The sequence below is a fragment of the Agrobacterium sp. SORGH_AS_0440 genome, from assembly GCF_031453135.1.
In the GTDB taxonomy this organism is placed as follows: Bacteria; Pseudomonadota; Alphaproteobacteria; order Rhizobiales; family Rhizobiaceae; genus Agrobacterium; species Agrobacterium pusense.
In genome coordinates this window covers 1,320,432-1,344,026 of sequence record NZ_JAVIYR010000001.1, presented here as the reverse complement: position 1 = coordinate 1,344,026, position 23,595 = coordinate 1,320,432, and the positions used below count along the sequence as shown (strand labels likewise).

The window sequence follows — 23,595 nt, the reverse complement described above, 5'->3', positions numbered from 1 at the left end:
TCCAATTATGAAACAGTTCTTTTTAAATGGGAATGGAATGCGTCGCCGCAAAGCGTAACAACACCTCGCGCGCGCTTTCCAGCGAATTATGATCATCCAGCGCCGCGTTCAACTCTTCGGCAAGACTTGCGGCATCGAGCCCGAGCAGCATGGCCTTCACGGGGCCAATCGCCGTCGGCGACATGGAAATCGAACGGAATCCAAGCCCGATAAGAGCCATTGCCGAAAGTGGCTTGCTCGCCATTTCACCGCACAGCGTAACCGAAGTCTGATGCCTTTCGCCCGCCCGCACGATATCGCGAAGCATGCGCAGGAACGGCTTGCCGAGATTGTCGAAGCGATCCGAAACACGGGCGTTGCCGCGATCCACAGCCATCGAGAACTGGAAGAGATCATTCGAACCCACGGAGACGAAATCCACCTCCTGCATCAGCTCATCGAGCTGCCACATCAGCGCCGGCACCTCCAGCATGGCGCCGAACTGCAGCTTTTTCGGCAGCGCATGGCTGAATTTGGAAAGATGCTGTACTTCCTTCTGCAGCAGGTCGCGTGCAGCGCGGATTTCGGACACCTCCGTCACCATCGGCAACATCATGCGCAGTTCTGCACCGGAAGCGGCACGCAGAAGCGCGCGCATCTGCGTGCGCATCAGCCCCGGCCGGTCGAGCGACAGGCGGATCGCCCGCCAGCCGAGCGCCGGATTTTCCTCCTCCTGGCCGCGCATATATGAAACGACCTTGTCGCCGCCAATATCGAGCGTGCGGAAGGTAACGCTCTTGCCCTTCGCCTGCCGCAGGACGGAGCGGTAGAAGGCCTCCTGTTCCTCACCCTTCGGCATGTTGGAAGCGATCATGAATTGCAGCTCGGTACGGAACAGTCCAATGCCATCGGCACCCGATTCATCCAGCTGCGGCAGATCCACCAAAAGACCAGCATTCATCTTGAGGTTGACCTTCTGGCCGTCCTTGGTGATCGGTTCGACATTGCGAAGTGCGCGGAACTGCTCCTGCCGGCGGGCACGCAGACGCACTTTTTCCTCATAGGCGCGTTGCAGATCCGACATCGGACGCAAATGCACCTGGCCGTCATCGCCATCGATGATGATGGGATCGTTGTTTTCGGCAAGCGCGACAATGCCCGTCGCCTGCCCGATAACCGGAATGCCCATGGCGCGGGCCACGATGACGACATGGCTGGTCACCGCGCCATCTTCCAGCACCAGACCACGCAGTTTTTCGCGCGGATAATCCAGGAGTTCGGCCGCCCCCATGGCGCGGGCCAGCACGATGGCATCGAGCGGGAAATCCTGTTCCGGACCACGACCGCCAAAACCGATGAGCTGCCGAAGCAGCCGGTTGGCGAGATCGTCGAAATCATGCATACGTTCGCGCAGATAAGGATCGGTGAGACGCATCATACGCGCCTTGGTATCGCTCTGCACCTTCTCGACCGCCGCTTCCGCCGTCAGGCCGTTGCGGATCGCTTCTTCCATGCGTCGCACCCAGCCCTGATCGTGGGCGAACATGCGGTAGGTCTCGAGAACCTCGCGGTGTTCGCCTTCGGTCGGTACGTCACGGCGCTGCAGCATGTCATCGATGGAGAGCCGCAGCGAGCCTATAGCATCGGCAAGGCGACGGATTTCCGTATCCGCATCTTCGTTCAGCAGGTTGGTAACGACAATGCGCGGATCGTGCAGCACCACATGGCCAAGACCGATGCCTTCGCCATAGGCGTCGCCGTCGATGGAGACGGCACGCGTCAGGTCCAGCTCGACACCGGGGCGTGTGATCTTCTTCAACTCGCCGCTCGCCACTATTTCAGCGATAAGCATCGCGGTTGTCTCGAGCGCTTCAATTTCGTCCTCCCGGTACGTTCGGCTGGCCTTGTTCTGGACCACAAGAACGCCAAGAGTGCGACCGGAGCGCAAAATTGGCACGCCGAGGAAGGAATGATAAATTTCCTCACCGGTTTCAGGAAGATAGCGGAATGCGGGATGCGCCTGCGCATCGGAAAGATTGAGCGGTTGGGCGGAAGCGGCAATGGTGCCGACAAGACCTTGCCCCATTTTCAGCTGGGCAAGATGCACGGCATCCTTGTTGAGACCTTCCGTCGCATAAAGCTCAAGCACGCTGTCGGAACGCAGCACATAGACCGAGCAAACCTCCGCCACCATGTTGCCGGCGATCTGACGGACGATCTGGTCAAGGCGGTCCTGCGGTTCAAGGTGCTCCGCCATCATTTCGCGCAGCCGCTTGAGCAGGACGCGCGGACCTGCGGAAAGGTCTCTCATCGCGTTTGCTCCCCGACGCTTCCGATCCGAATGTCATAATATTCGGGAATCAAAACGTCATTTAAAAATTTATAGCGCTAGAAGCGCGTCCCGCAAGGGACACGCTTTCATGAAACGCCACATCGGAAGAACGCAACTCCGAAGAATCGGAGCATCGGGAACCGATGTCTCGGCTTAGCTCTTATCGAGGCCGTAAGCAGAATGCAAAGTGCGAACCGCAAGTTCGGCATAGGCGCCATCGATCAGGATCGAAATCTTGATCTCGGACGTGGTGATCGCCTTGATGTTGATGTTCTTCTCGGCCAGTGCCTTGAATGCGCTGGCGGCAACGCCCGCGTGGCTGCGCATGCCAATGCCGATGACCGAAACCTTGGCGAGGCCGGTTTCGTTCTGTGCAACGTCGAAGCCGATCTGGGCCTTGTTGTCATCGAGAACCTTAAGCGCCTTGGCAACGTCGCCCGAAGGAACGGTAAAGGTCATGTCGGTGCGCGAACCGTCTTCGGAAATGTTCTGCACGATCATGTCGACATTGATGTGCGCTTCCGCCAGAGGCCCGAAGATCGCGGCGGAGACGCCCGGACGGTCGGCCACGCGGCGCAGCGAGATCTGTGCTTCATCCTTGGCATAGGCGATGCCGGTTACGACTTCCTGTTCCACGATTTCATCCTCGTCACAAATCAAAGTACCGGGCGGGTTGATGAGGTCGCCCATGCCCGGCGCATCGGGATCCTCGAAACTGGAGCGAACGAAGGTGCGCACCTTGTGTACCATGGCAAGCTCGACCGAGCGGACCTGCAGGACCTTGGCACCGAGCGACGCCATTTCGAGCATTTCCTCGAAGGCGATCTTTTTCATGCGGCGAGCCTTGGGCTCGATGCGCGGATCGGTCGTGTAGACGCCATCGACATCCGTATAGATGTCGCAACGATCCGCCTTCACGGCAGCGGCAATGGCAACGGCCGAGGTGTCGGAGCCGCCGCGGCCAAGCGTTGCAATGCGGTTATCGGGACCGATGCCCTGGAAGCCGGCAACAACGGCAACCTGGCCCTCGCCCATGCGTTTCACGATATCCGAGCCGTCAATCTCGAGAATGCGGGCGGCGCCATGCGCATTATCGGTGCGGATCGGGATCTGCCAGCCCTGCCAGGAGCGCGCATTGATGCCCATGGATTGCAGCGTGATCGCCAGAAGACCTGACGTCACCTGCTCGCCGCGATGCAACAACCGCGTCATATTCGCGCGCATCATAAAAGGAGGCGGCATTGCTCCCCGTAATCTTTGCTGCGTTCTGCACCCAGTCAACCAATTCGTTGGTTTTACCGGACATGGCGGAAACGACCACGGCCACTTCATGGCCGGCATCCACTTCGCGTTTCACATGCCGGGCGACATTGTGAATGCGTTCGAGGTTCGCGACGGACGTGCCGCCGAATTTCATGACAATGCGAGCCATAGCCTTGACCAGTACCATCCCATTTTCCCGCCGGCTCTTTCACAAGACGGACGGACAAGAACAAACCCAGTCGGCTCTTCCTGACAAAGAGCCTCAAGTTGCGGGTCTCTTAGCGAAAAGGCGGGGGCCACGCAATGCCGTTTATGAACCATGCGGTACGCCTTTTTCGGGAGCCTGAACATGCAACAATGGCACACTGATGCGCCGGCGGGATAAAGCACCCGCAAAAGAGCGTACCGCGGTGCACTGTACAAATCGGCCCATTCGCAGTATGAGCGCGGCAATGCAACCGGCCAGATGGCCGAAATGGCTTGTATCGGCTGCCCCGGAGACTTTAGGATCTATTGGTTTCGGGCGGATGCGGGCAGCTTCATATCCGAAAGACGGTAGATGACAGACACCCAGGGTATCGCCCCGGCGATCGCGCAGGCGTTGGAAAAACGCGGCTATAAAGATTTGACCCCCGTGCAGCAGGCCATGCTTGCGCCGGAACTTGCCGACAAGGACGCGCTGGTTTCCGCGCAGACCGGTTCCGGCAAGACCGTTGCCTTCGGCATCGCGCTTGCGACCACGCTGCTGCGTGACAACACCCGTTTCGGCCAAGCCGCTGCCCCTCTGGCGCTTGCCATCGCCCCCACACGCGAACTGGCCATGCAGGTCAAGCGCGAGCTGGAATGGCTTTACGAATTTGCCGGTGTCTCCATCGCCTCCTGCGTCGGCGGCATGGATATCCGCAATGAGCGCCGGGCGCTGGAGCGCGGCGCGCATATCGTCGTCGGCACGCCCGGCCGTCTCTGCGACCACATCAAGCGCAATGCACTCGATCTCTCATCGATCCGCGCTGTCGTGCTCGACGAAGCCGACGAAATGCTCGACCTCGGCTTCCGTGAAGATCTGGAATTCATTCTGGAAGAATCGCCCGAAGATCGCCGCACGCTGATGTTCTCGGCCACCGTGCCGCGCAGCATCGCCAAGCTGGCTGAAAGCTACCAGAAGAACGCCGTGCGCATCGCCACCGCTTCCGAACAGAAGCAGCATGTGGATATCGAATATCGCGCGCTTCTGGTTTCGCCTTCCGACCGTGAGAACGCCATCATCAATGCGCTGCGCTTTTACGAAGCCCGCAACGCCATCGTGTTCTGCTCCACCCGCGCCGCGGTGAACCACCTGACGGCCCGCCTGAACAATCGTGGCTTCTCCGTCGTGGCTCTCTCCGGCGAACTGACGCAGAACGAGCGCACACATGCCCTGCAGGCCATGCGTGACGGCCGCGCCCGCGTTTGCGTGGCGACAGACGTTGCCGCCCGCGGCATCGACCTGCCCGGCCTCGAACTCGTCATCCATGCCGACCTGCCGACCAATTCCGAAACGCTTCTGCACCGCTCGGGCCGCACCGGCCGCGCCGGTCAGAAAGGCGTCAGCGCCATCGTGGTGCCGGTCAGCCAGCGCCGCAAGGCCGAGCGCCTGCTCGAAGGCGCCAAGGTCAGTGCCGCATGGGTACACCCACCCTCCGTTGAAGAGATCGTCGAGCGCGACGGCGCCCGGCTTCTGGCCGATCCTACGCTGAGCGAAGCAGTGGCGGATGACGAACGCGATTTCGTGACCAAGCTGCTGGAACAGCATGGCGCGGAAAAAGTCGCGGCGGCCTTCGTCCGCCTTTATCATGCAGGACGTTCGGCACCGGAGGACATTTTTGAAGTCGCGCTTGATAACACCCGCAAGCCGCGCCGCGACAGTTTCGAAACGGTCGAAAACAACGCTCCGCGCCGCGACAGGTCCGATTTCTCCGACAGTGCCTGGTTCTCCCTGTCTGTCGGTCGCAAGCAGAGTGCGGAACCGCGCTGGCTTATTCCGATGCTCTGCCGTTTCGGCAAGATCACCCGCCAGGATATCGGCGCGATCCGCATGCAACAGACCGAAACCTTCGTGGAACTGGCAGCCGACGCCGTCGACCGCTTCACCTCCGCCATCGGCAAGGACATGACGCTGGAAAAGGGCATTCGCCTGAAGGCGCTTGAGGGCAAACCCGAGATGACCGGCGGCTTCCGCGAAGACACGCGGCCGGCCAAGGCCCAGCGGAAGTTCAGCAAGTCCGACAACGCGAGCGCCCCCCGCGATGATCGCAAGGGCGAAGACAAGCCCCGGAAAAAGAAAAAGCCCTTTGGCGACAAGCCGAAATATGAGGGCAAGAAGGACAAGCCATTCGAAAAGCGTGGGCCAAAGCCGACAAAGGGCTGAGGACGCCCTTCGTTTTTAGCTCTTGCAAGAAAATGGGTCCCTTTTTGTGGGACCCAAGCCGGTTGACGACCTCCTCCGTCATGCCGGACCTGATCCGGCATCCAGCCACGACGCGTCTGCGTCGTGAGAAGACCCTTTTGCGATCAAAGACTTGATCGCGCTAGACCCCGGATCAAGTCCGGGGTGACGGAGTGGGGATGCAAAAATTTTGCAATCGATTCAGGTCGACAGATTCAGCAAAAAGCCCCGCTTTCGCGGGGCTTTCTATTTAACGCAATCACAACACCGGCAATCAGAACTCCAGCGCGCGGTCGCCGTTTTCGTCCTTGATGCGGTTCGGAAGACCGATCTTGTTCAGAAGGTTCAGGAACGGCTTCGGTGGCAATTCTTCAACGTTTGCCATCTGCTTCACATCCCATTCGCCCGTCGCTATCAACATGGCGGCAGCAACCGGCGGAACGCCAGCTGTGTAGGAAATGCCCTGCGAGCCGACTTCTTCATAGGCTTCCTTATGGTCAGCCACGTTGTAGATGAAGACTTCGCGTTCCTTGCCGTCCTTGATACCCTTGACGATATCACCAATGCAGGTCTTGCCGACATAATCGGGCGCCAGCGAAGAAGGATCGGGCAGCACGGCCTTGACCACCTTCAGCGGCACGACTTCCAGACCTTCAGCCGTCTTGACCGGCTTTTCGGACAGCAACCCGAGGTTCTTCAGCACGGTGAAGACGTTGATATAGTGATCGCCGAACCCCATCCAGAAGCGGACATCGGCACCGTCCATGTTCTTGGACAGCGAATGCACCTCGTCATGGCCGGTCATATAAGCCTTCTGCTTGCCGACGACAGGCAGATCGAATTCCTTGCCGACTTCGAACATCTGGTTCGTCTGCCACTGGCCATTCTGCCAGGAATAGACGACCCCGGTGAACTCACGGAAGTTGATTTCCGGATCGAAGTTGGTGGAGAACCAGCGGCCATGGCTGCCGGCATTGATGTCGACGATATCGACCGAGGTGACCTTGTCGAAATACTCATCCTTGGCAAGACGCGCATAGGCGTTGACGACGCCCGGGTCAAAACCGACACCGAGAATGGCAGTAATGCCCTTCTCCTTGCATTCTTCAGCACGCTTCCACTCGTAGTTTCCATACCACGGCGGCGTCTCGCAAATCTTGGTGGGATCCTCGTGGATCGCCGTATCCATATAGGCAACACCCGTGTCCATGCAGGCACGAAGAACGGACATGTTGACGAAAGCCGAACCGACGTTGATGACGATCTGTACGCCGGTCTTGTTGATCAAGGCTTTCGTCGCCTCGATATCCATCGCGTCAAGCGCATGGGCCTCAAGTTTCACATCTGTCTTGAGGCTCTTCTTTTCGCGTACGGACTCGACAATCTTGCGGCACTTTTCCAAAGTCCGTGACGCAATATGAATGTCTCCCAATACATCGCTGTTCTGGGCGCATTTATGCGCCACGACCTGTGCTACGCCACCGGCGCCGATGATCAGAACGTTCTTCTTCATTTCAGGTGATGCCTCCTTTTCCCCGCAGGGATGAGCTTCGTTGGATGTTGAAACAGGGTTTAAGACAGGCTTTGCTCGAAATCGGCAAAGTCGAATTCACGGACGGCGCGAACCGAGCCGTCGAGTTCCTTGATGGCGATCGTCGGCATCTTCACGCCGTTGAACCAGTTTTTCTTGACCATGGTGTAACCGGCTGCGTCCTGGAAGGAGATGCGGTCACCCACTTTCAGCTCGTTGTCGAAACGGAAATCGCCGAAAATATCGCCGGCGAGGCAGGACTTGCCGCAAACCATATAGGGATGTTCGCCCTCGTTCGGCGATACCTTGGCGCTCTCACGATAGATCAGAAGATCGAGCATGTGCGCTTCGATGGAGCTGTCGACGATAGCGAGGTTCTTGCCGTTGAACAGCGTGTCGAGAACCGTCACTTCGAGCGTCGTGCTCTTCGTGATCGAGGCTTCGCCCGGCTCGAGATACACCTGCACACCGTATTTTTCTGAGAAGGCACGCAGACGGTCGCAGAACTGGTCGAGCGGGTAATCGCCGCCAGTGAAATGAATGCCGCCGCCGAGGCTGACCCATTCGGCACGCGACAGCAGCGATCCGAATTTTTCCTCGATCTGCGTCAGCATGCGGTCGAACAGGGCAAAATCGCTGTTTTCGCAGTTATTGTGGATCATGAAACCGGAAATGCGATCCATGACCTTGTCGACCTTGGCGACATCCCATTCGCCAAGGCGGCTGAACGGACGTGCGGGATCTGCAAGATCGAAGCTCGAGGAACTGACCTGCGGATTGAGGCGCAGACCGCGCGTGATGCCGGATGCCTTGTCGGCAAAGCGCTCCAGCTGGCCGATGGAATTGAAGATAATCTTGTCGGCATTCGCAATCACCTCGTCGATCTCGTAATCGGCATAGGCAACGGAGTAGGCATGGGTTTCACCGCCGAATTTCTCGCGGCCAAGACGGACTTCATAAAGCGAGGAGGAAGTGGTGCCATCCATATATTGCGACATGAAGTCGAACACCGACCAGGTGGCGAAGCATTTCAACGCCAACAGCGCCTTGGCACCGGATTTTTCCCGCACATAGGCAATCTTCTCCATGTTGCGAAGAAGTTTTGTCTTGTCGATGAGGTAATATGGCGTCTGCAGCATCTCGTTTCACATATTGATTGAAGTCAAGGTCGGTCTTGGATGATGGGCCTTATATGATGCTTGTTACAGGAAAACAAATGTCCGGGGACTAATTCCTTAAAAATGAGGCGCATCGAGCGGGACGAAGAAAAGACATGACGTTGCGGAACCAAGTCGGTGTCGCTGCGTTTCAATCACGGACAGGCGGGTAGTTTCTGCCGCCGTAATGAAAGTCAAGCGGCGTCAGTCATGGACATGTCGCCATCTCCATCAACGATGTTCAAGAAGGACTTCACTCATGGCAAGCGTGCGTAGCAGCGTTAATGACAAGATCCAGCAATCCCTCGAAAGCGGTGATGCAGCCGATGTGGCCGCGCAGCTCGCCCAGCTTCGCGAAGATCTGGCAAATCTTGCCAAGAGCGTGAAGGCGCTTGGCGTCGGTGCTTCGCATGAGCTGAAAGCTCAGGCCGCGCGTGTTGCGGACGATGCCATCTCCGCATCGAGCGACATGGCGGATACCGTGCGCAACGAGATTTCAACGCTGAATGACAATCTGACGGACCAGGTACAGCGAAACCCGCTCCAGTCGCTCGGCATCGCGGTCGGCGTCGGTTTCGTTCTTGCCCTCCTGACACGTCGATAAGCTCATGCTTGAGGCATTGCTGGTCTATCTGGGGGAGACCCAGCGTGAAGGACGTGTCGTCACGAGACGACTGCGCTCTGTCATCATATTATCGGTGCTGGCGGTAATATTTTTCCTGATAGCCTTCGTGGCCGCCGTTGTAGCCGGATCGATTTACCTCGCCCGGCACGTCGGCGCAGGCCCTGCAGCGCTGGTAGTCGCCGGATCCGCGTTTCTGCTTGGAGTCATCATGCTTGTGGCACTCGCCATCCTGAAGCGTCCAAGGGTCTATGCAACGAGGCCGGTCACGCCACTCGCCGCCGCAGCGCCGCTGACGGCGGCGCCGCTTGCTCTTCAGTCGTTGCTTTCACTCGCGATACAGGCGCGCCCCTATGCGACACTTGCCGTCGCTGTTGCAGCCGGGTTTCTCGCCACGAGAGCAGGTACAAAAAAGACCAAGTAACTTCTTGGCTCGCCAGCGACACCAACCGCGCATCCAGCCCATGGATGCGCGGTTTTTTTTATGTTACCCGCGAAGGATAGATTGGTTGATGGCGCACTGCGTCACGCCGCCCTTATTTAAACAAAGTAACATACAGTCTCGGCGCATCCGTAATTTTTTGAAAGGCAATTGATGAAGAAGAAAGTCCTTGTCGTCGGTGGTGCCGGCTATATCGGTTCGCACACGTGCCTTCTTCTCTCTGAAAGAGGGTATGAACCCGTCGTTTTTGACAATCTCTCCAACGGGCATGAGGAATTCGTCCGCTGGGGGCCTTTCGAACAGGGCGATATTCGCGACCGGGCGCGGCTGGACGAAGTCTTCGCCAAACACCGGCCGGAGGCGGTTCTGCATTTCGCGGCACTGATCGAGGTCGGTGAATCGGTCAAGCAGCCCGTGGCTTTCTATGACAACAACGTCATCGGCTCGCTCAACCTGCTTTCGTCCGCCATCGATGCCGGTGTCAACGCCTTCGTATTCTCCTCCACCTGCGCCACCTATGGTCTGCCGGAACAGCTCCCGATCGACGAAACGCACCGGCAGGCGCCGATCAACCCCTATGGACGCACCAAATGGGTGGTCGAGCAGGCGCTGAAGGATTACAGCGCCTATAAGGGGCTGCGCTCGGTAATGCTGCGCTACTTCAATGCCGCAGGAGCTGATTTCGAAGGCCGAATCGGCGAATGGCACAAACCGGAAACCCATGCGATCCCGCTGGCCATCGAGGCCGCACTCGGCCGGCGTCAGGGTTTCAAGGTATTTGGCACGGATTACGACACGCGCGATGGAACCTGCGTGCGCGACTACATCCACATTCTCGATCTCGCCGACGCCCATGTGCGTGCAGTGGATTATCTGCTGGCGGGCGGGGAAACCGTGGAACTCAACCTCGGCACCGGCACGGGCACCACGGTCAAAGAATTGCTGGCAGCGATTTCGGAAGTCTCCGGTCGGCCCTTCCCCGTCGAATATGCCGGGCGTCGGGATGGCGATTCGACAACACTGGTGGCAAATAACGAAAAGGCGAAAGAGGTTCTGGGCTGGGAACCGCGCTATTCTCTTTCCGATATCATCAAATCCGCCTGGGCATGGCATTCGTCGCGGAACGCGGGTGAATAAACCAGTCAGTTGATAAAAAGACACCGGCCGACGGCCGGTGTCTCCCGCGGGACGGCGGATGGCGCCTGTTCCCGCTCCTGCCTCCCAGGTATGGGATTTACGGCTTTGTCGCCGAAGTGGTGGTGCTGTCGGGTGCCGCCGGGGTTGCCGCGTTCTGCTCGCTGGTCTTCTGCTCCAGCGTCTTGAATTCCGGCGCTGCCTTCAGCGTTTCTGCGGTTTCGGTCGTCGTCAGGCGAATGGTGCCGTCCTGCGCGTTGCGCGTCATCGTCACCTTGTCCATGGGAACGGCCACGTCCTTGGCGCCGATACCCAGGAAGCCGCCAACACCGATCACCGCTGCAACCAGACCGCCGTCCTGTTCCATGATGAGGTTCGTCACATTGCCGATGCTCTCATCGGCCGCTGTGTAGACAGACTTGCCGATATAGTCATTGGCGCTGATTTGCGTTTCGCCCTGCTCCGTCAGATAGGCTCCGCCGGTGGTCGTGGCTGCGCTGTCATTGGCCGAGGGTGCTGCAGGAGCCATGGGCGTCGCTGGCGGCGTCGCCGGTTCAGTCTGTGCGCTGGGATTTGCCGGCGCGGGCTGCGTCGTGCCCTGAGCGATGGCAAGCGGCGCGAAAGCCGTCGTGCCCATGAGGGCGGCGGTGACGAGGATCGTAAGTTTCTTTGCCATTTCGTACCTTCCTTTCATCGTTCTCAACTGGCCGGCGGAAACATTTTTCCGCTCTTCGACCGGTTCGACTGGCAAACGGCATGGTTGTCCAAATAGTTCCGATTTTTTCAATCACGGCTTTGGGAGATGTCGTGAACCACAACAACCAAAGGTAAGAAATCAGCCATTGCCAATGGGGTATGGCGCGGTATTATCCATGTCGTAACAAAGGGATAAATGCCGGAGTTTTTATATGCCTCGACCCGGCAACAGACTGAAGAACATGATCTCGGCTTTGCGTCGGCGTAGCGCGAATTTTTTCCCGACCGCCTCCATCGGCACCTATCTGGTGGTGATGGCGACCGTCATCACTTTGCCGCTGATCCTTTTCGTCGGCTACTTGATGCTCCGCCTGGAAGCGGAAAAACGCGACGATCTGCAGCGCGAGACGATCGAGGATGTACGGGTCGTCAGTCGCAACATCGATCGCCGTCTGCAGGAAATCGCCACCTCGCTTAATCTGCTGTCGCAATTTCCCGAACTCGAAAGCGGCAATCTCGCCGCCTTTCAGGGACGCGTAGCAGACAGCCTGAAACGGGAGGGTCTTTATGCCATTCTTGCCACCAAGGATGGCCAGCAGCATCTCAACACCCGCGTGCCCTTCGGCAAGCCTCTCGGCAAGGTGCCGGTCGAGGCCGATCTCGCCAAAGCGATAGAATCCCGCCGTATAACGGTATCGAACATTTTTTTCGGCTCAACCAGCAAGGAATGGGTGTTCAACGTTACCATGCCGCTCGATCCGGAACTCGGGTCTGCCGGAGACGCCCTCATCCTGACGCAGAACGCCAGTGACCTGAGCCGGCTCATCTCCACCGAGAACCTGCCGCGAAACTGGGCGGTCGCTATCATCGACGGCACCAATCGTGTCGTTGTATCCACCGCTCCTGACGAGGCGGCGATTGGCAAACCGTTCGTCACCCCGGCCATACTCTCCGAAATGCAGGCCTTCAGCGGCAATTTTTTCGACGGCAAGGGCAATCTTTACGCCTATGCGCAATTGCCGGGCTGGCAGTGGAAAACCGTCATGTGGGGGCCGCTTGCCGCAAGTCAGGCTGCGCTGGTCGATACCTGGCGGCAGATGATGATCGGCAGCCTGGTACTCGTTTTGATTGCTATAGGAGGCGCCTATCTGGTGGGGCGGCAATTGCGCAGCTCGATCCGCGACCTGACCCTCATGGCCGAGCGCATTGGTGAAGGTGAGATCGTCGCGCCGGTGGACACCAAGATAAAAGAGGCCAATCAGGTGGCCATCGCGCTTTCAAACGCCTCCTTCGACAGAAGCCAGTCAGAAGAAAGGCTGCAATTGCTGCTGCATGAGCTGGTGCACCGCTCCAAGAACATTCTCACGCTTGTTCAGGCGATGATACGGCAACTGGGCCGCGAGAATAAAAGCATTCCGGAATTCCAGAAAGAGGTGGACCATCGCCTGCGCGGCCTCGGCATGTCGATCCGGGCCTTGGCGGAAGTTCAGTGGCAGGGCTTGCCAATCCGGAAACTGATCGAGACCCACCTCGATGTTTTTGGTACGGTGGCAGAGCGTTTTGTTCTGGCGGGAGACGATTTCATGCTCTCGCCCGAGGCCGCGCAGAATTTTGGCCTCGTCGTGCATGAGCTTACCACAAATTCCATAAAATACGGCGCTTTGTCCGCTCCCTCAGGCAAAATTACTGTCCGTTGGGAACCGGTTGAAAAAGACGGGCGGCAGATGCTTCATCTTGTATGGACCGAAACGGGTGGCCCCCCGGCGCAGGAGCCCAGCCGCAAGGGTTTCGGGACTACGGTCATCAAGAGGCATGCGGAAGGCGCTTTCGGAGGGAATGTGACAACGGAATATCGTGAAAGCGGTTTCGAATGGGCGCTGGAGGCGCCGATGCGTTACTTCACGCCCAAACGATCCGATCAGGCGGGCTCCCACTAACTAATCGGACCCGCAAAAGTGACGATAATTCGTGAGCCGCAAAAAATATACATTTTGCTGGAACCGAATCTCGCCAGGTGTGTTTTTAATGCAGGCCAAGCAATTCCCCCGTCCCCGCCTGAAGCTTGGCCCAGTATAAACGGGTTTCGCCCCTGAAAACCCGTCTTTGAAATAGCACGGCTCTCTCTGAGCCGTGCTTTTTTAATGTCTTCTGTAGTGAAAGGCGGCCGAGACGGCCGTCCGGCCGCGTGCGTCTCTTACATATCTGCGACGTCGCCCGAGGGGAATTTCAACCGATAAACAATGCGCTCCGGAGTAAGCTCATATTCGGCACTTCCTCCCAGAGCGGAGGGAACCACCTTTTCCAGCACGACGCTGCCAAAACTGCCGCGCCTTGCCTCCACGGGTTCCTTCGACGGCGTCATCGGCTCGTTCCATTCGACTATATAGAACTCCCCCTCCTGCCGGCATTGCAGGGATATTGGCGGGTGATAGGCGAGATTGCCACTGTGGCTGACAGTGTTGACAACAAGTTCGTGAAAGGCGAGCCCGATATAGAGCGCGCCGTTCGGATTGAGCAGCAGGTTCTCGCCTTCCATATGGATGAGGTTCGGATATTCAGGCACATAGAGATCGAATTGCTGGCGCAGCAGCTCGAATATACGTGCCCCCCGCCAATCGGAATCGGTGATGAGATCCTGGCTTTGGGCAAGCGCATGCAGGCGCCCCCGGAATTTGCGCAGGAAATCGTCCTTGGTGAGACTGAAACGGGCCGTCTGGCCCGCAAGGCTCTGGATGATCGCCAGCAAATTCTTGGAACGGTGACTGACTTCGCGCAGCAACGAACGCAGAAGTTGCTCGCGTCGCCGTTCCGCCGTCACTTCCCGGATGGTGGTTTTCATCACCATCTGGTTCATCTGATTCAAAGTTGAGTGCACGTGGAACTGGAAGACTCGATCATTGCCCGCTCCCACTTCCAGCATGCCGCGACTGCCCGCCGCGCCCATGTCTTTCTTGAGCTCGGCCAACCGCCCGGACAAATCCTTCCCGAACAGATTTTCATCAGTTGGAGGGGATTCAGCCGGCAGCTTCCAGACATCCGGAAGATTGGCCACGAATATGTAGTCACGGTTCCGGTCCTGGAGCATGACTGTCTCACCCGAATCGAGCAAGGCAAGGACGAGCGAATCGTGAAGTTCGCTTTCGTCCCTCTCCGCGTTATGCCACGCCAGCCGATGCAAATTCATCTCCTTGCAGAAAGTCGCGGGGCAGCCCCACGACCGTAACCGCCAACGCCCGGGCACCACAGAGGTTCCCGGTCAGCGTGCGGTTTCGGCAAAATCTCACGCCGCGACGCGCGAGCTTTCGTTGAAAAACAGGGCCTGGCTGATGAGTGCTTTCACCATGTCCGGGTTGAAGGGCTTCGTTACGAGGAATGTCGGCTCGGGCCGTTCACCCGTCAAAAGACGCTCCGGGAAAGCCGTGATGAAGATTACCGGGAGGGTGGTCATCTGAAGGATGTCCTTCATCGCATCGAGACCGGAGCTGCCGTCGGCGAGCTGGATGTCGGCCAGGATCATCTTCGGCTGGGTACGATGGAAGAGATCGAGCGCTTCCGTGTGCGTGCGGGCGATGCCCGTCACACGATGGCCGAGATCGGTGACCATCTGTTCGATATCCATGGCGATCAGCGGTTCATCCTCGATGATCATGATATCGGTCGCCACCTGTCGGGCGATTTCAGACGCTGCCTCGTCGATGAGCTTACCAACCTGGTCTTCGGATACCCGCAGAACCTCCGCCGTCTCCGACGGCGAGAACTCCTCGACGGTTGTCAGGAGGAAAGCCTGGCGGGCAAGTGGCGGCACGGCGGACAAATTGGCGGAAGCGCGTTTTTCCCATCCAGACAGGTTTTCGTCGGCCTTAATATTGATCGTGACGGAACTAAAGATCGATACGAACAATTGATAGAGCGAAACACGATCGCTGCTTGTCTGCGGAAAGATGCTGATGTCGGCGATCAGCGCTTCGAGTGTAGCCGCAACATAGGCATCGCCCGTTGATTGTGAGCCGCAAACGGCACGCGCGAACCTGCGCAGATATGGCAGGTGCGGTGCGATGCGTGTAGAAACTGACATGGAATTCTCCCCTTTCATGCGGTCTGCAACGCAAACCCAAGATAGCAACGTGCACATCGCAAAAAAAGTTCCGAACCACCGGAACTATTTTTTTCGCCGTGCATTCTTTGCCATGACAAAAAAGGAATACCGGACGTTATGAGCATATTTCAATCGGACCAAGATCAGCCGAATAATCCGGCCGCCCCCCAGGTCCCGCACTCAGGGCGGGCGGTGATTTCCCGTAAGCTCAGGGAGCTTTATGATGCCGTTCAAGACGAAGGCATCCCTGACAAATTCCTCGACCTTCTCGAAAAACTCGATGAAGCGGAAAGCAGAGCCAAAATCAAGGCTTTGGAGGAATGATGGCGAAAGAGCCGGAGCAGACAGAATACAACTTCAAGCGCGAGATGCTGGCAGCACTGCCCAACCTTCGCGCCTTCGCAATTTCGCTGATCCGTTCGAGGGACCGGGCCGACGACCTCGTGCAGGACACGATCATGAAGGCCTGGGCGAAACAGGACAGTTATCAACCCGGCACCAATATGCGCGCCTGGCTGGTAACGATTCTGCGCAACGAGTTTTACAGCCAGATCCGCAAATCCGGCCGCGAGGTGCAGGACACGGATGGTGTCTATACGTCCCGCATGTCGGTCCCACCGGAACAGCATGGCTCGGTGGACCTTCAGGATTTCCGCGCAGCGCTCGCGAAATTGCCCGACGACCAGCGTGAAGCCATACTGCTGATTGGCGCTTCCGGCTTCGCCTATGAAGAGGCGGCGGAAATCTGCGGATGCCCTGTGGGCACGATCAAGAGCCGCGTCAGCCGTGCAAGGTTGCGACTGCAGGAACTGCTGGGCATCGAGAATGAAAACGAGTTCGGTCCCGACGCGCAGATGACAGCCGTCACCGCCGCTGCAACGGCGCGCTGAGAGGACTGGACGCAGAAGGTAACGAACGGGCAGACGCGAGTCTGCCCGTTTTTTCGTCTTCTTTTTAGATGCCGGTTTCCTTGACGGACTGCATGACCACAAAGGTCGACGTGTTAGCGACAGACGGCAGGCTCGAGATTTTTTCGCCCAATACTCTTCTGTATTTGCGTATGTCGCTGGTGCGGACCTTCAGGAGATAATCGAAGGCGCCGGCGATCATGTGGCACTCTTCTACTTCCTTGATCTTGCGTACCGCAGTGTTGAACTCCTCCAGTGCCTTTTCCCGTGTGTCGGACAGCTTGACCTCGGCAAAGGCGATATGGTCGACGCCGAGTTTCTGCGGATTGAGCATGGCGCGGAAGCCGAGAATATAGCCCTCATCCACCAGTCGCTTCAGCCGCGTCTGGCAGGGTGTCTTGGAAAGACCTACCTTTTTCGACAGCTGCAGCACGGACATGCGCCCATCCTCGCTGAGCGCCTCGAGAATCTTGAGGTCGAAGTCATCCAAACCGTCTGTTTTCTGACTATTTGCCATTCATTTTCACGCCAAATTGGGACAATAAAAGTTCGTATTGCCTGTTTTATGCTAAAAATAAGGCCATAGCAATTTTCGCGGCAATGATATTGTGAGCGTAAGGATGACGAGCGGCGGGCTGAGGACACGCTGCCGCCGGCAGTCTGTCTTCAACAGCGTTTTCAGGATTTTCAGAATGGCCGATGGTGCAAGCAACGCCGGTGTAGTGACGAGTGGTATTTTCCAGAATTTTGCGCCGCCGGTGCGTGAGCAGACCCTGCTGCGCAAGGCGATCACTGCCGCCTATCGCCGTACCGAAGAAGAATGCATGGCGCCGTTGATCGAGGCGGCGACGGTGACGGCAGAACAGGCGAAAGCCATTCGCGAGACCGCTCGCAAACTGATCGAAGCATTGCGCGCCAAGACCAAGGGCACCGGCGTCGAAGGGCTGGTCCAGGAATATTCGCTCTCCAGCCACGAGGGTGTTGCCTTGATGTGCCTCGCCGAGGCACTGCTGCGCATCCCCGACACTGCCACCCGCGATGCGCTGATCCGCGACAAGATCGCTCGCGGCGACTGGAAATCCCATATTGGCGGCGGCCGCTCGCTCTTCGTCAATGCGGCCACCTGGGGTCTCGTCATCACCGGCAAGCTTACCTCGACGGTGAACGATAGCGGCCTCTCGGCGGCGCTGACCAAGTTGATCGCCCGGGCTGGCGAACCCGTCATCCGCCGCGGCGTCGATATGGCGATGCGCATGATGGGCGAGCAGTTCGTGACCGGCGAGACGATTGGGGAAGCGATCAAGCGTTCCAGGCCGCTGGAAGAACAGGGCTTTCAGTACTCCTACGACATGCTGGGCGAAGCCGCGACCACCGCAAAGGATGCGGAGCGTTATTACAAGGATTATGAAAACGCCATCCACGCCATCGGCAAGGCCTCTGCCGGGCGCGGTATCTATGGCGGTCCGGGCATTTCCATCAAGCTTTCAGCGCTGCACCCACGTTATGCGCGCGCGCAGGCCGAACGCGTCATGGCAGAGCTTCTGCCCCGCGTGAGATCACTGATGCTGCTTAGCAAAAAATACGATATCGGCCTGAATATCGACGCTGAAGAAGCGGACCGGCTGGAATTGTCGCTTGATCTTCTGGAAGAACTGGCGCTGGACAAGGACCTTGCCGGATGGAACGGCCTCGGTTTCGTGGTGCAGGCCTATGGCCGCCGCTGCCCGTTCGTTCTGGATTACATTATCGACCTTGCCCGCCGTTCGAACCGCCGCATCATGGTGCGTCTTGTCAAGGGCGCCTACTGGGACGCCGAAATCAAGCGCGCGCAGGTGGAGGGGCTGGAAGACTTCCCGGTCTTTACCCGCAAGGTGCACACCGATGTCTCCTACATTGCCTGCGCCCGCAAGCTGCTCGCCGCGCGCGATGTGATATTTCCGCAATTTGCGACCCATAATGCGCAGTCCATGGCGACGATCTATCATCTTGCCGGTCCAGACTTCAAACTTGGCGACTACGAGTTCCAGTGCCTGCATGGCATGGGCGAACCGCTTTACAGCGAGGTTGTCGGCAAGAGGAAGCTCGACCGGCCGTGCCGCTTCTACGCCCCGGTCGGCACCCATGAAACGTTGCTGGCCTACCTCGTCCGCCGCTTGCTGGAGAACGGTGCCAACTCCTCTTTCGTCAACCGCATTGCCGACCCCGCGGTGCCGGTGGATTCCCTGCTGGAAGACCCGGTCGCCGTCGTCAAGGCCCATAACGTTCCCGGCGCACGTCACGACCGCATCGCCGCCCCTGCCGACCTGTTCGGGCCGCAACGTAAAAATTCCGCCGGCCTGGATCTCTCCAGCGAAACGACACTCGCTGCTCTCGACAAGGTCCTGAAGGCGGGGGCATCGGCCGAGTGGAAAGCGGCCGCGCCGCAAGCGGGCGGCGCAACGCGGCCGGTTCTCAACCCGGGCGACCACAATGATATCGTCGGATACGTCACCGAACCGACTGAAGCTGATGTGGAAGCGGCCATGCAGCGCGCGGCGTCCTCGAACTGGCCGTCCACCCCTGTGGAAGAGCGCGCCGCCTGCCTGGAGCGCGCCGCCGACGCCATGCAGGCCGAAATGCCCGATCTGCTCGGCCTTGTCATGCGCGAGGCGGGAAAATCCATGCCGAACGCCATTGCCGAGGTGCGCGAGGCCATCGACTTCCTACGTTATTACGCAGCGGAAGCGCGCAGGAATTTCACGGCCGGCGAAACGCCGCTCGGCCCGGTCGTCTGCATCAGCCCGTGGAACTTCCCGCTCGCCATCTTCATCGGTCAGGTGACGGCGGCGCTGGTTGCCGGCAATCCGGTTCTGGCAAAGCCCGCCGAAGAAACGCCGCTTATCGCCGCCCAGGGCGTGCGCCTGCTGCATGAGGCGGGCGTTCCGCAAGACGCTGTGCAGCTTCTGCCGGGCGACGGCAAGACGGGTGCCGCACTTGTTGGCTCACCCCTTACAGCCGGCGTGATGTTTACGGGCTCGACGGAAGTGGCGCGGCTCATTCAGGGCCAGCTTGCCGGCCGGGTTCTCGCCAATGGCCAGCCGGTGCCGCTGATTGCCGAAACCGGCGGCCAGAACGCCATGATCGTCGATTCCTCTGCTCTTGCCGAACAGGTCGTCGCCGATGTCATTGCTTCCGCCTTCGACAGTGCCGGTCAGCGCTGCTCGGCGCTGCGCATTCTCTGCCTGCAGGAAGATGTTGCGGACCGCACACTGACCATGCTGAAAGGCGCGCTGCATGAGCTGCGCATCGGCCGCACCGATCGACTCTCGGTTGATGTCGGCCCGGTCATCACCGCCGAGGCCAAGGGCATCATCGAAAAACACATCGAGGACATGCGTTCGCTCGGTCACCGCATCGAGCAGATCACACTTGCGGGCGAAACCGGCAAGGGCACGTTCGTGCCGCCGACCATCATCGAGATGAAGTCCCTTGCGGATCTGAAACGCGAAGTTTTCGGTCCGGTGCTGCATGTCATCCGCTTCAAGCGCGACAATCTCGACCGGCTGATCGATGAGATCAACGCCACCGGTTACGGCCTGACCTTCGGTCTGCACACACGTCTCGATGATACCATCCAGCACGTGCTCTCCCGTGTCGCGGCCGGCAATCTTTACGTGAACCGCAACATCATCGGCGCAGTCGTCGGCGTACAGCCGTTTGGCGGACGCGGTCTTTCCGGCACGGGCCCCAAGGCGGGCGGCCCGCTCTATCTCGGGCGCATGACGCAAAAGGCACCGAAGATCGACCGCATCGCCAGCCAGCAGGATCAGGCCGCCGTCGATCTCGCACGCTGGCTTGACGAAAACGGTGAGACGGTCGCAGCGGAAGCCGCAAGGCAGGCCGCGGCGCTTTCCGGCCTTGGCTTCGAGACAGAACTGGCAGGCCCTGTCGGTGAGAGAAATGTCTATGCGCTGCATCCGCGCGGAAAGGTTTTGCTGGTCCCGGCAACCGAACAGGGGCTTTACCGCCAGCTCGCGGCAGCGCTTGCGACTGGAAATGCGGTTGTCATTGACAACGCGTCGGGGCTTGAAAAGTCGATCTATGGCTTGCCGGCAACCGTCACCTCACGCATCGTCTGGGCGGATGACTGGGCAAAGTCAGGCCCCTTTGCCGGTGCGCTGGTTGAAGGCGATGCGGAGCGTGTGATTGAGATCAACAGGAAAATCTCGGCTCTTTCCGGTCCGCTGGTTCTCGTTCAGGCCGCTACCACGGAAGCGCTTTCCGGGGAAAGCCAGCCCTATACGCTGGACTGGCTGGTGGAAGAGGTCTCCGTCAGCGTCAACACCACCGCCGCTGGCGGCAATGCCAGCCTGATGAGCATTGGCTAAAACATGGGGCGGCAGGGTCTTGGCCCTGCCGCGACACCCATTATTACCCTGTAACCTCTCCCCGGCCGAAGAGCTGGTTCAGAACCTGCTCTTCCAGTCTCGCAAACTCCGCCGTGCCATGGCGGCGCGGACGCGGCAGCTTCACATCGAGGTCGAGTGCGATGCGGCCCTCATCGATGACGACGATGCGATCGGCGAGCGCCACGGCCTCGGAAACATCATGCGTGACGAGCACGGCGGTGAATTTCTGCTTGCGCCAGATGCGCTCCAGCAAAAGCTGCATTTCGATGCGCGTGAGCGCGTCGAGCGCGCCGAGCGGCTCATCCAGCGCCAGGATCTGCGGATGGGCGACGAGCGCCCGCGCCAGCGCAACACGCTGCTTCTGGCCGCCGGAAAGCACATAGGGCCACTCACCCGCCCGGTCCCTCAGGCCCACCTCATCAAGGATGGCAAGCGCCTGTTCCTGCGCCGCCTCGCCCCTGGCGATGCCGGTCAACCCCACGGAAACGTTATTCGCGATACGCTCCCACGGCAGAAGACGCGGCTCCTGAAACATCATGCGGGTGCGGCTTGAGGCATCCTTAGAGACGGTTCCGGTCGTCGGCGTGTCGAGGCCGGCCAGAATACGCAAAAGCGTACTCTTGCCACAGCCGCTTTTGCCGATAATGGCCAGAAACTCGCCTTCCCGCACATCGAGATCAATGCCACGCAGAACCGGCTTGTCGCCGAAGCTCTTCGTGACGTTGCGGAAGCTGAAGGCAATCTTAGCTTCGGTCGATTTCGGGCCGGGTTCGATCTTTGCCTCCGCTCCTGGCGGCGGGGATGGCTGGGCATCAGGGCGTCTCAACGTCGTCACATTACCGGTCGACATGGGTTACCTCAGACTTTCTTGAAGGCTGGATGCCATTGCAGGAAGATGCTTTCGAGGAAGCGGGCAAAACTGTCGGCCAGCTTGCCGAGAAGCGCATAGATAAGGATCGACAGCACGACGACGTCGATCAGCAGGAACTCGCGCGCCTGCATGGCCATGTAGCCAAGGCCCGACGAGGAGGAAATGGTTTCCGCCACGATCAGTGTCAGCCACATGATGCCGAGCGCATAACGCAATCCGGTGAAAATGGCGGGCAGTGCACCGGGTAAAATGACCCGCCGGAACAGCGTGAAGGGCGACATGCCGTAGGTACGGCCCATTTCCACCAGTTGCGGATCGACGCCCTGGATGCCGAGCAGCGTGTTGATGTAGATCGGGAAAAATACGCCGAGCGCGACCAGAAAGAGCTTCGCTTCCTCATCGATGCCGAACCACAGGATGACGAGCGGAATGAGCGCCAGATGCGGAATGTTGCGGACCATCTGCAGCGTTGTATCGGTGAAACTGCGGGAGAACTTCGACAGACCGTTCGCCAGCCCGAAGATGAAGCCGATGGAGCCGCCGATGGCGAAACCGGCGAGTGCACGGGCGGAACTGACACCGATATTGGCGAGGAGTTCCCCCGAGAGCAGAAGCCGCCAGAAGGCTTCGGCGACTGCGGAGGGGGCGGGCAGCACATTGGCGGAAATCACCCCCGCGCGCGCTGCCACCTCCCATCCTGCAAGGATGAGTGCGGGAAGCAGCCAGCCGATGATGCCGCCGAACTCGATGCGCTTACTGCTGCTCACGGCATGTCCCTCCGGCTCAGTTGGTGGCGCCCGACCAGACGGCATCCTTGATGCTGATCTGTTTCGGGATCAGGCCGAGACGATAAAAGCGATCCGCCGTTTCCTGCTGGCTGGCGATGATCTTGTCATCGATCTTGGTAATGCCGAATTCCGAACGGTTCGCGGCAAGCGTCTGCGCCTCCAGCGGCACGCCCGTCACCTCATGCAGCGCCGCAGCGACCTTGTCGCGATTGGCGGCGGACCACTTCGCAGCCTCACCGAGCGCATCGATCGTCGTGTTGATGGTATCGCCATGCGATTTGGCGTAGTCGCGATTGGCGAGGAAATAGGTGCTGACAGCAAGCACATCGCTGGTGCGGGCCAGCGTCACCGGCTTGTATCGGGTTTCGGCAATCGCATAGAAAGGATCCCAGACGGCCCAGGCGTCGATCTTGTCGCTAGCGAAGGCTGCCGCGGCATCAGCAGGACTGAGATAGGTCACCTCGATATCGCTGAATTTCAGGCCGTTCTTTTCCAGAGCCGCGACGAGCAGGTTATGTGCACTGGTGCCTTTGCCGACGCCAACCTTCTTGCCCTTCAGATCGGCAACCGACTTGATGTCGCTTTCGGGTTTGGTGAAGATCGCCTCGCCCTTACCGTTCGAGGGAAGCGCCGCCACATAAACGATGGCCGAACCCGCTGCCTGGCCGAAGATCGGCGGCGCATCACCTGTCCAGCCGACATTGATGGAGCCGACATTCAGGGCTTCCACCAGCGGCGGGCCTGCGGTGAATTCGACCCATGAAACCTTCACGCCCTTGGCTTCGAGCGCCTTTTCGATGACGCCCTGCTGGCGGGCGATAACAGGCAGGCCGGTTTTCTGATAACCGATCTTCAACTCTTCCGCCGCCCCTGCCTGCAGCGGCAGGACGGAGAATGCGGCGGCGGCAAAAAGGCTGGCGGAAAGCGCGCGTCGGGTGATGGCTGGCATTTCATCTCCTTATC

Annotated in this window: 18 protein-coding genes and 1 pseudogene; 8 read left to right on the top strand and 11 right to left on the bottom strand. The window is 59.0% G+C overall.

All coding sequences use genetic code 11. The annotated features are described in order from the left end of the window. Window positions 1-22 precede the first annotated feature (22 nt). Both ptsP and QE453_RS06165 read right to left on the bottom strand, forming a co-directional pair. Window positions 23-2,290 carry a phosphoenolpyruvate--protein phosphotransferase gene (ptsP, locus tag QE453_RS06170; RefSeq protein WP_004437993.1) on the bottom strand — a complete coding sequence of 756 codons (2,268 nt, stop codon included), beginning with the start codon at window positions 2,288-2,290 and terminating at the stop codon, window positions 23-25. Window positions 2,291-2,464: 174 nt separating this feature from the next. Then, window positions 2,465-3,743, bottom strand: a pseudogene (locus QE453_RS06165) (aspartate kinase). Window positions 3,744-4,133: 390 nt separating this feature from the next. Here QE453_RS06165 and QE453_RS06160 point away from each other — a divergent pair. Continuing rightward, window positions 4,134-5,981 (top strand): DEAD/DEAH box helicase, encoded by a 1,848-nt coding sequence (locus QE453_RS06160; RefSeq protein WP_279873909.1) that lies wholly within the window; start codon window positions 4,134-4,136, stop codon window positions 5,979-5,981. Between the two features lie 292 nt (window positions 5,982-6,273). Here the strand turns inward: QE453_RS06160 and QE453_RS06155 are convergent, their stop codons facing one another. Next, the gene (locus QE453_RS06155) at window positions 6,274-7,512 is read right to left on the bottom strand and encodes a saccharopine dehydrogenase family protein (RefSeq protein ID WP_279873908.1); all 1,239 of its coding nucleotides are present in this window, start codon (window positions 7,510-7,512) and stop codon (window positions 6,274-6,276) included. Window positions 7,513-7,571: 59 nt separating this feature from the next. Further along, complete coding sequence (gene nspC, locus QE453_RS06150) at window positions 7,572-8,669, bottom strand: carboxynorspermidine decarboxylase (RefSeq protein ID WP_269842833.1); 1,098 nt, start codon at window positions 8,667-8,669, stop codon at window positions 7,572-7,574. Window positions 8,670-8,946: 277 nt separating this feature from the next. Between nspC and QE453_RS06145 the strand changes: the two genes are divergently transcribed. The 3 genes from QE453_RS06145 to galE all read left to right on the top strand — a co-directional run bounded on the left by QE453_RS06145 (window position 8,947) and on the right by galE (window position 10,888). Further along, a complete protein-coding gene (locus QE453_RS06145; RefSeq protein ID WP_004437983.1) occupies window positions 8,947-9,291 on the top strand; it encodes a YqjD family protein in 345 nt (114 codons plus the stop codon). 4 nt (window positions 9,292-9,295) lie between these two features. Further along, a complete protein-coding gene (locus QE453_RS06140) occupies window positions 9,296-9,733 on the top strand; it encodes a hypothetical protein (RefSeq protein WP_037090669.1) in 438 nt (145 codons plus the stop codon). A gap of 171 nt (window positions 9,734-9,904) precedes the next feature. After that, window positions 9,905-10,888 (top strand): UDP-glucose 4-epimerase GalE, encoded by a 984-nt coding sequence (galE, locus tag QE453_RS06135; protein WP_279873906.1) that lies wholly within the window; start codon window positions 9,905-9,907, stop codon window positions 10,886-10,888. 97 nt (window positions 10,889-10,985) lie between these two features. Here galE and QE453_RS06130 read toward each other — a convergent pair whose 3' ends face one another. Then, a complete protein-coding gene (locus tag QE453_RS06130; RefSeq protein ID WP_004437975.1) occupies window positions 10,986-11,561 on the bottom strand; it encodes a PRC-barrel domain-containing protein in 576 nt (191 codons plus the stop codon). 232 nt (window positions 11,562-11,793) lie between these two features. Here QE453_RS06130 and QE453_RS06125 point away from each other — a divergent pair, with 232 nt between their 5' ends. Then, window positions 11,794-13,518, top strand: a complete 1,725-nt coding sequence (locus QE453_RS06125) for a sensor histidine kinase (RefSeq protein ID WP_279873905.1) — start codon at window positions 11,794-11,796, stop codon at window positions 13,516-13,518. Between the two features lie 257 nt (window positions 13,519-13,775). Here the strand turns inward: QE453_RS06125 and QE453_RS06120 are convergent, their stop codons facing one another. Then, entirely contained in the window at window positions 13,776-14,765 is a 990-nt protein-coding gene (locus tag QE453_RS06120) for a sensor histidine kinase (RefSeq protein ID WP_034500236.1), read from the bottom strand. A gap of 96 nt (window positions 14,766-14,861) precedes the next feature. Beyond that, on the bottom strand, window positions 14,862-15,656 hold the full coding sequence (locus QE453_RS06115; protein WP_004437964.1) for a response regulator: 795 nt from the start codon (window positions 15,654-15,656) through the stop codon (window positions 14,862-14,864). 138 nt (window positions 15,657-15,794) lie between these two features. On the opposite strand from QE453_RS06115, the gene QE453_RS06110 reads away from it, so the two are divergent. Both QE453_RS06110 and QE453_RS06105 read left to right on the top strand, forming a co-directional pair. Then, the gene (locus QE453_RS06110) at window positions 15,795-16,001 is read left to right on the top strand and encodes a NepR family anti-sigma factor (protein WP_309776536.1); all 207 of its coding nucleotides are present in this window, start codon (window positions 15,795-15,797) and stop codon (window positions 15,999-16,001) included. Next, complete coding sequence (locus QE453_RS06105) at window positions 16,001-16,567, top strand: sigma-70 family RNA polymerase sigma factor (protein ID WP_004437960.1); 567 nt, start codon at window positions 16,001-16,003, stop codon at window positions 16,565-16,567. Before QE453_RS06110 ends, QE453_RS06105 begins: the two co-directional genes overlap by 1 nt. A gap of 64 nt (window positions 16,568-16,631) precedes the next feature. Here the strand turns inward: QE453_RS06105 and QE453_RS06100 are convergent, their stop codons facing one another. Beyond that, window positions 16,632-17,102 (bottom strand): Lrp/AsnC family transcriptional regulator, encoded by a 471-nt coding sequence (locus QE453_RS06100; RefSeq protein ID WP_004437958.1) that lies wholly within the window; start codon window positions 17,100-17,102, stop codon window positions 16,632-16,634. A gap of 175 nt (window positions 17,103-17,277) precedes the next feature. Here QE453_RS06100 and putA point away from each other — a divergent pair, with 175 nt between their 5' ends. Further along, window positions 17,278-20,952: a trifunctional transcriptional regulator/proline dehydrogenase/L-glutamate gamma-semialdehyde dehydrogenase gene (gene putA, locus QE453_RS06095; protein ID WP_309776535.1), complete on the top strand. Its 3,675-nt coding sequence runs from the start codon at window positions 17,278-17,280 to the stop codon at window positions 20,950-20,952. A gap of 43 nt (window positions 20,953-20,995) precedes the next feature. Here putA and QE453_RS06090 read toward each other — a convergent pair whose 3' ends face one another. The 3 genes from QE453_RS06090 to QE453_RS06080 are packed head-to-tail and all read right to left on the bottom strand — an operon-like array spanning window position 20,996 to window position 23,581. Then, complete coding sequence (locus QE453_RS06090; protein WP_279873903.1) at window positions 20,996-21,823, bottom strand: ABC transporter ATP-binding protein; 828 nt, start codon at window positions 21,821-21,823, stop codon at window positions 20,996-20,998. 8 nt (window positions 21,824-21,831) lie between these two features. After that, the gene (locus QE453_RS06085) at window positions 21,832-22,611 is read right to left on the bottom strand and encodes an ABC transporter permease subunit (RefSeq protein WP_279873902.1); all 780 of its coding nucleotides are present in this window, start codon (window positions 22,609-22,611) and stop codon (window positions 21,832-21,834) included. 16 nt (window positions 22,612-22,627) lie between these two features. Further along, the gene (locus QE453_RS06080; protein WP_279873901.1) at window positions 22,628-23,581 is read right to left on the bottom strand and encodes an aliphatic sulfonate ABC transporter substrate-binding protein; all 954 of its coding nucleotides are present in this window, start codon (window positions 23,579-23,581) and stop codon (window positions 22,628-22,630) included. Window positions 23,582-23,595 lie beyond the last annotated feature (14 nt).

What these genes read in the sequence shown, in the direction of transcription:
- ptsP (WP_004437993.1), bottom strand. Translation starts at nt 2,290, where the DNA reads ATGAGAGACCTTTCCGCAGGTCCGCGCGTCCTGCTCAAGCGGCTGCGC.
- QE453_RS06160 (WP_279873909.1), top strand. Translation starts at nt 4,134, where the DNA reads ATGACAGACACCCAGGGTATCGCCCCGGCGATCGCGCAGGCGTTGGAA.
- QE453_RS06155 (WP_279873908.1), bottom strand. Translation starts at nt 7,512, where the DNA reads ATGAAGAAGAACGTTCTGATCATCGGCGCCGGTGGCGTAGCACAGGTC.
- nspC (WP_269842833.1), bottom strand. Translation starts at nt 8,669, where the DNA reads ATGCTGCAGACGCCATATTACCTCATCGACAAGACAAAACTTCTTCGC.
- QE453_RS06145 (WP_004437983.1), top strand. Translation starts at nt 8,947, where the DNA reads ATGGCAAGCGTGCGTAGCAGCGTTAATGACAAGATCCAGCAATCCCTC.
- QE453_RS06140 (WP_037090669.1), top strand. Translation starts at nt 9,296, where the DNA reads ATGCTTGAGGCATTGCTGGTCTATCTGGGGGAGACCCAGCGTGAAGGA.
- galE (WP_279873906.1), top strand. Translation starts at nt 9,905, where the DNA reads ATGAAGAAGAAAGTCCTTGTCGTCGGTGGTGCCGGCTATATCGGTTCG.
- QE453_RS06130 (WP_004437975.1), bottom strand. Translation starts at nt 11,561, where the DNA reads ATGGCAAAGAAACTTACGATCCTCGTCACCGCCGCCCTCATGGGCACG.
- QE453_RS06125 (WP_279873905.1), top strand. Translation starts at nt 11,794, where the DNA reads ATGCCTCGACCCGGCAACAGACTGAAGAACATGATCTCGGCTTTGCGT.
- QE453_RS06120 (WP_034500236.1), bottom strand. Translation starts at nt 14,765, where the DNA reads ATGAATTTGCATCGGCTGGCGTGGCATAACGCGGAGAGGGACGAAAGC.
- QE453_RS06115 (WP_004437964.1), bottom strand. Translation starts at nt 15,656, where the DNA reads ATGTCAGTTTCTACACGCATCGCACCGCACCTGCCATATCTGCGCAGG.
- QE453_RS06110 (WP_309776536.1), top strand. Translation starts at nt 15,795, where the DNA reads ATGAGCATATTTCAATCGGACCAAGATCAGCCGAATAATCCGGCCGCC.
- QE453_RS06105 (WP_004437960.1), top strand. Translation starts at nt 16,001, where the DNA reads ATGGCGAAAGAGCCGGAGCAGACAGAATACAACTTCAAGCGCGAGATG.
- QE453_RS06100 (WP_004437958.1), bottom strand. Translation starts at nt 17,102, where the DNA reads ATGGCAAATAGTCAGAAAACAGACGGTTTGGATGACTTCGACCTCAAG.
- putA (WP_309776535.1), top strand. Translation starts at nt 17,278, where the DNA reads ATGGCCGATGGTGCAAGCAACGCCGGTGTAGTGACGAGTGGTATTTTC.
- QE453_RS06090 (WP_279873903.1), bottom strand. Translation starts at nt 21,823, where the DNA reads ATGTCGACCGGTAATGTGACGACGTTGAGACGCCCTGATGCCCAGCCA.
- QE453_RS06080 (WP_279873901.1), bottom strand. Translation starts at nt 23,581, where the DNA reads ATGCCAGCCATCACCCGACGCGCGCTTTCCGCCAGCCTTTTTGCCGCC.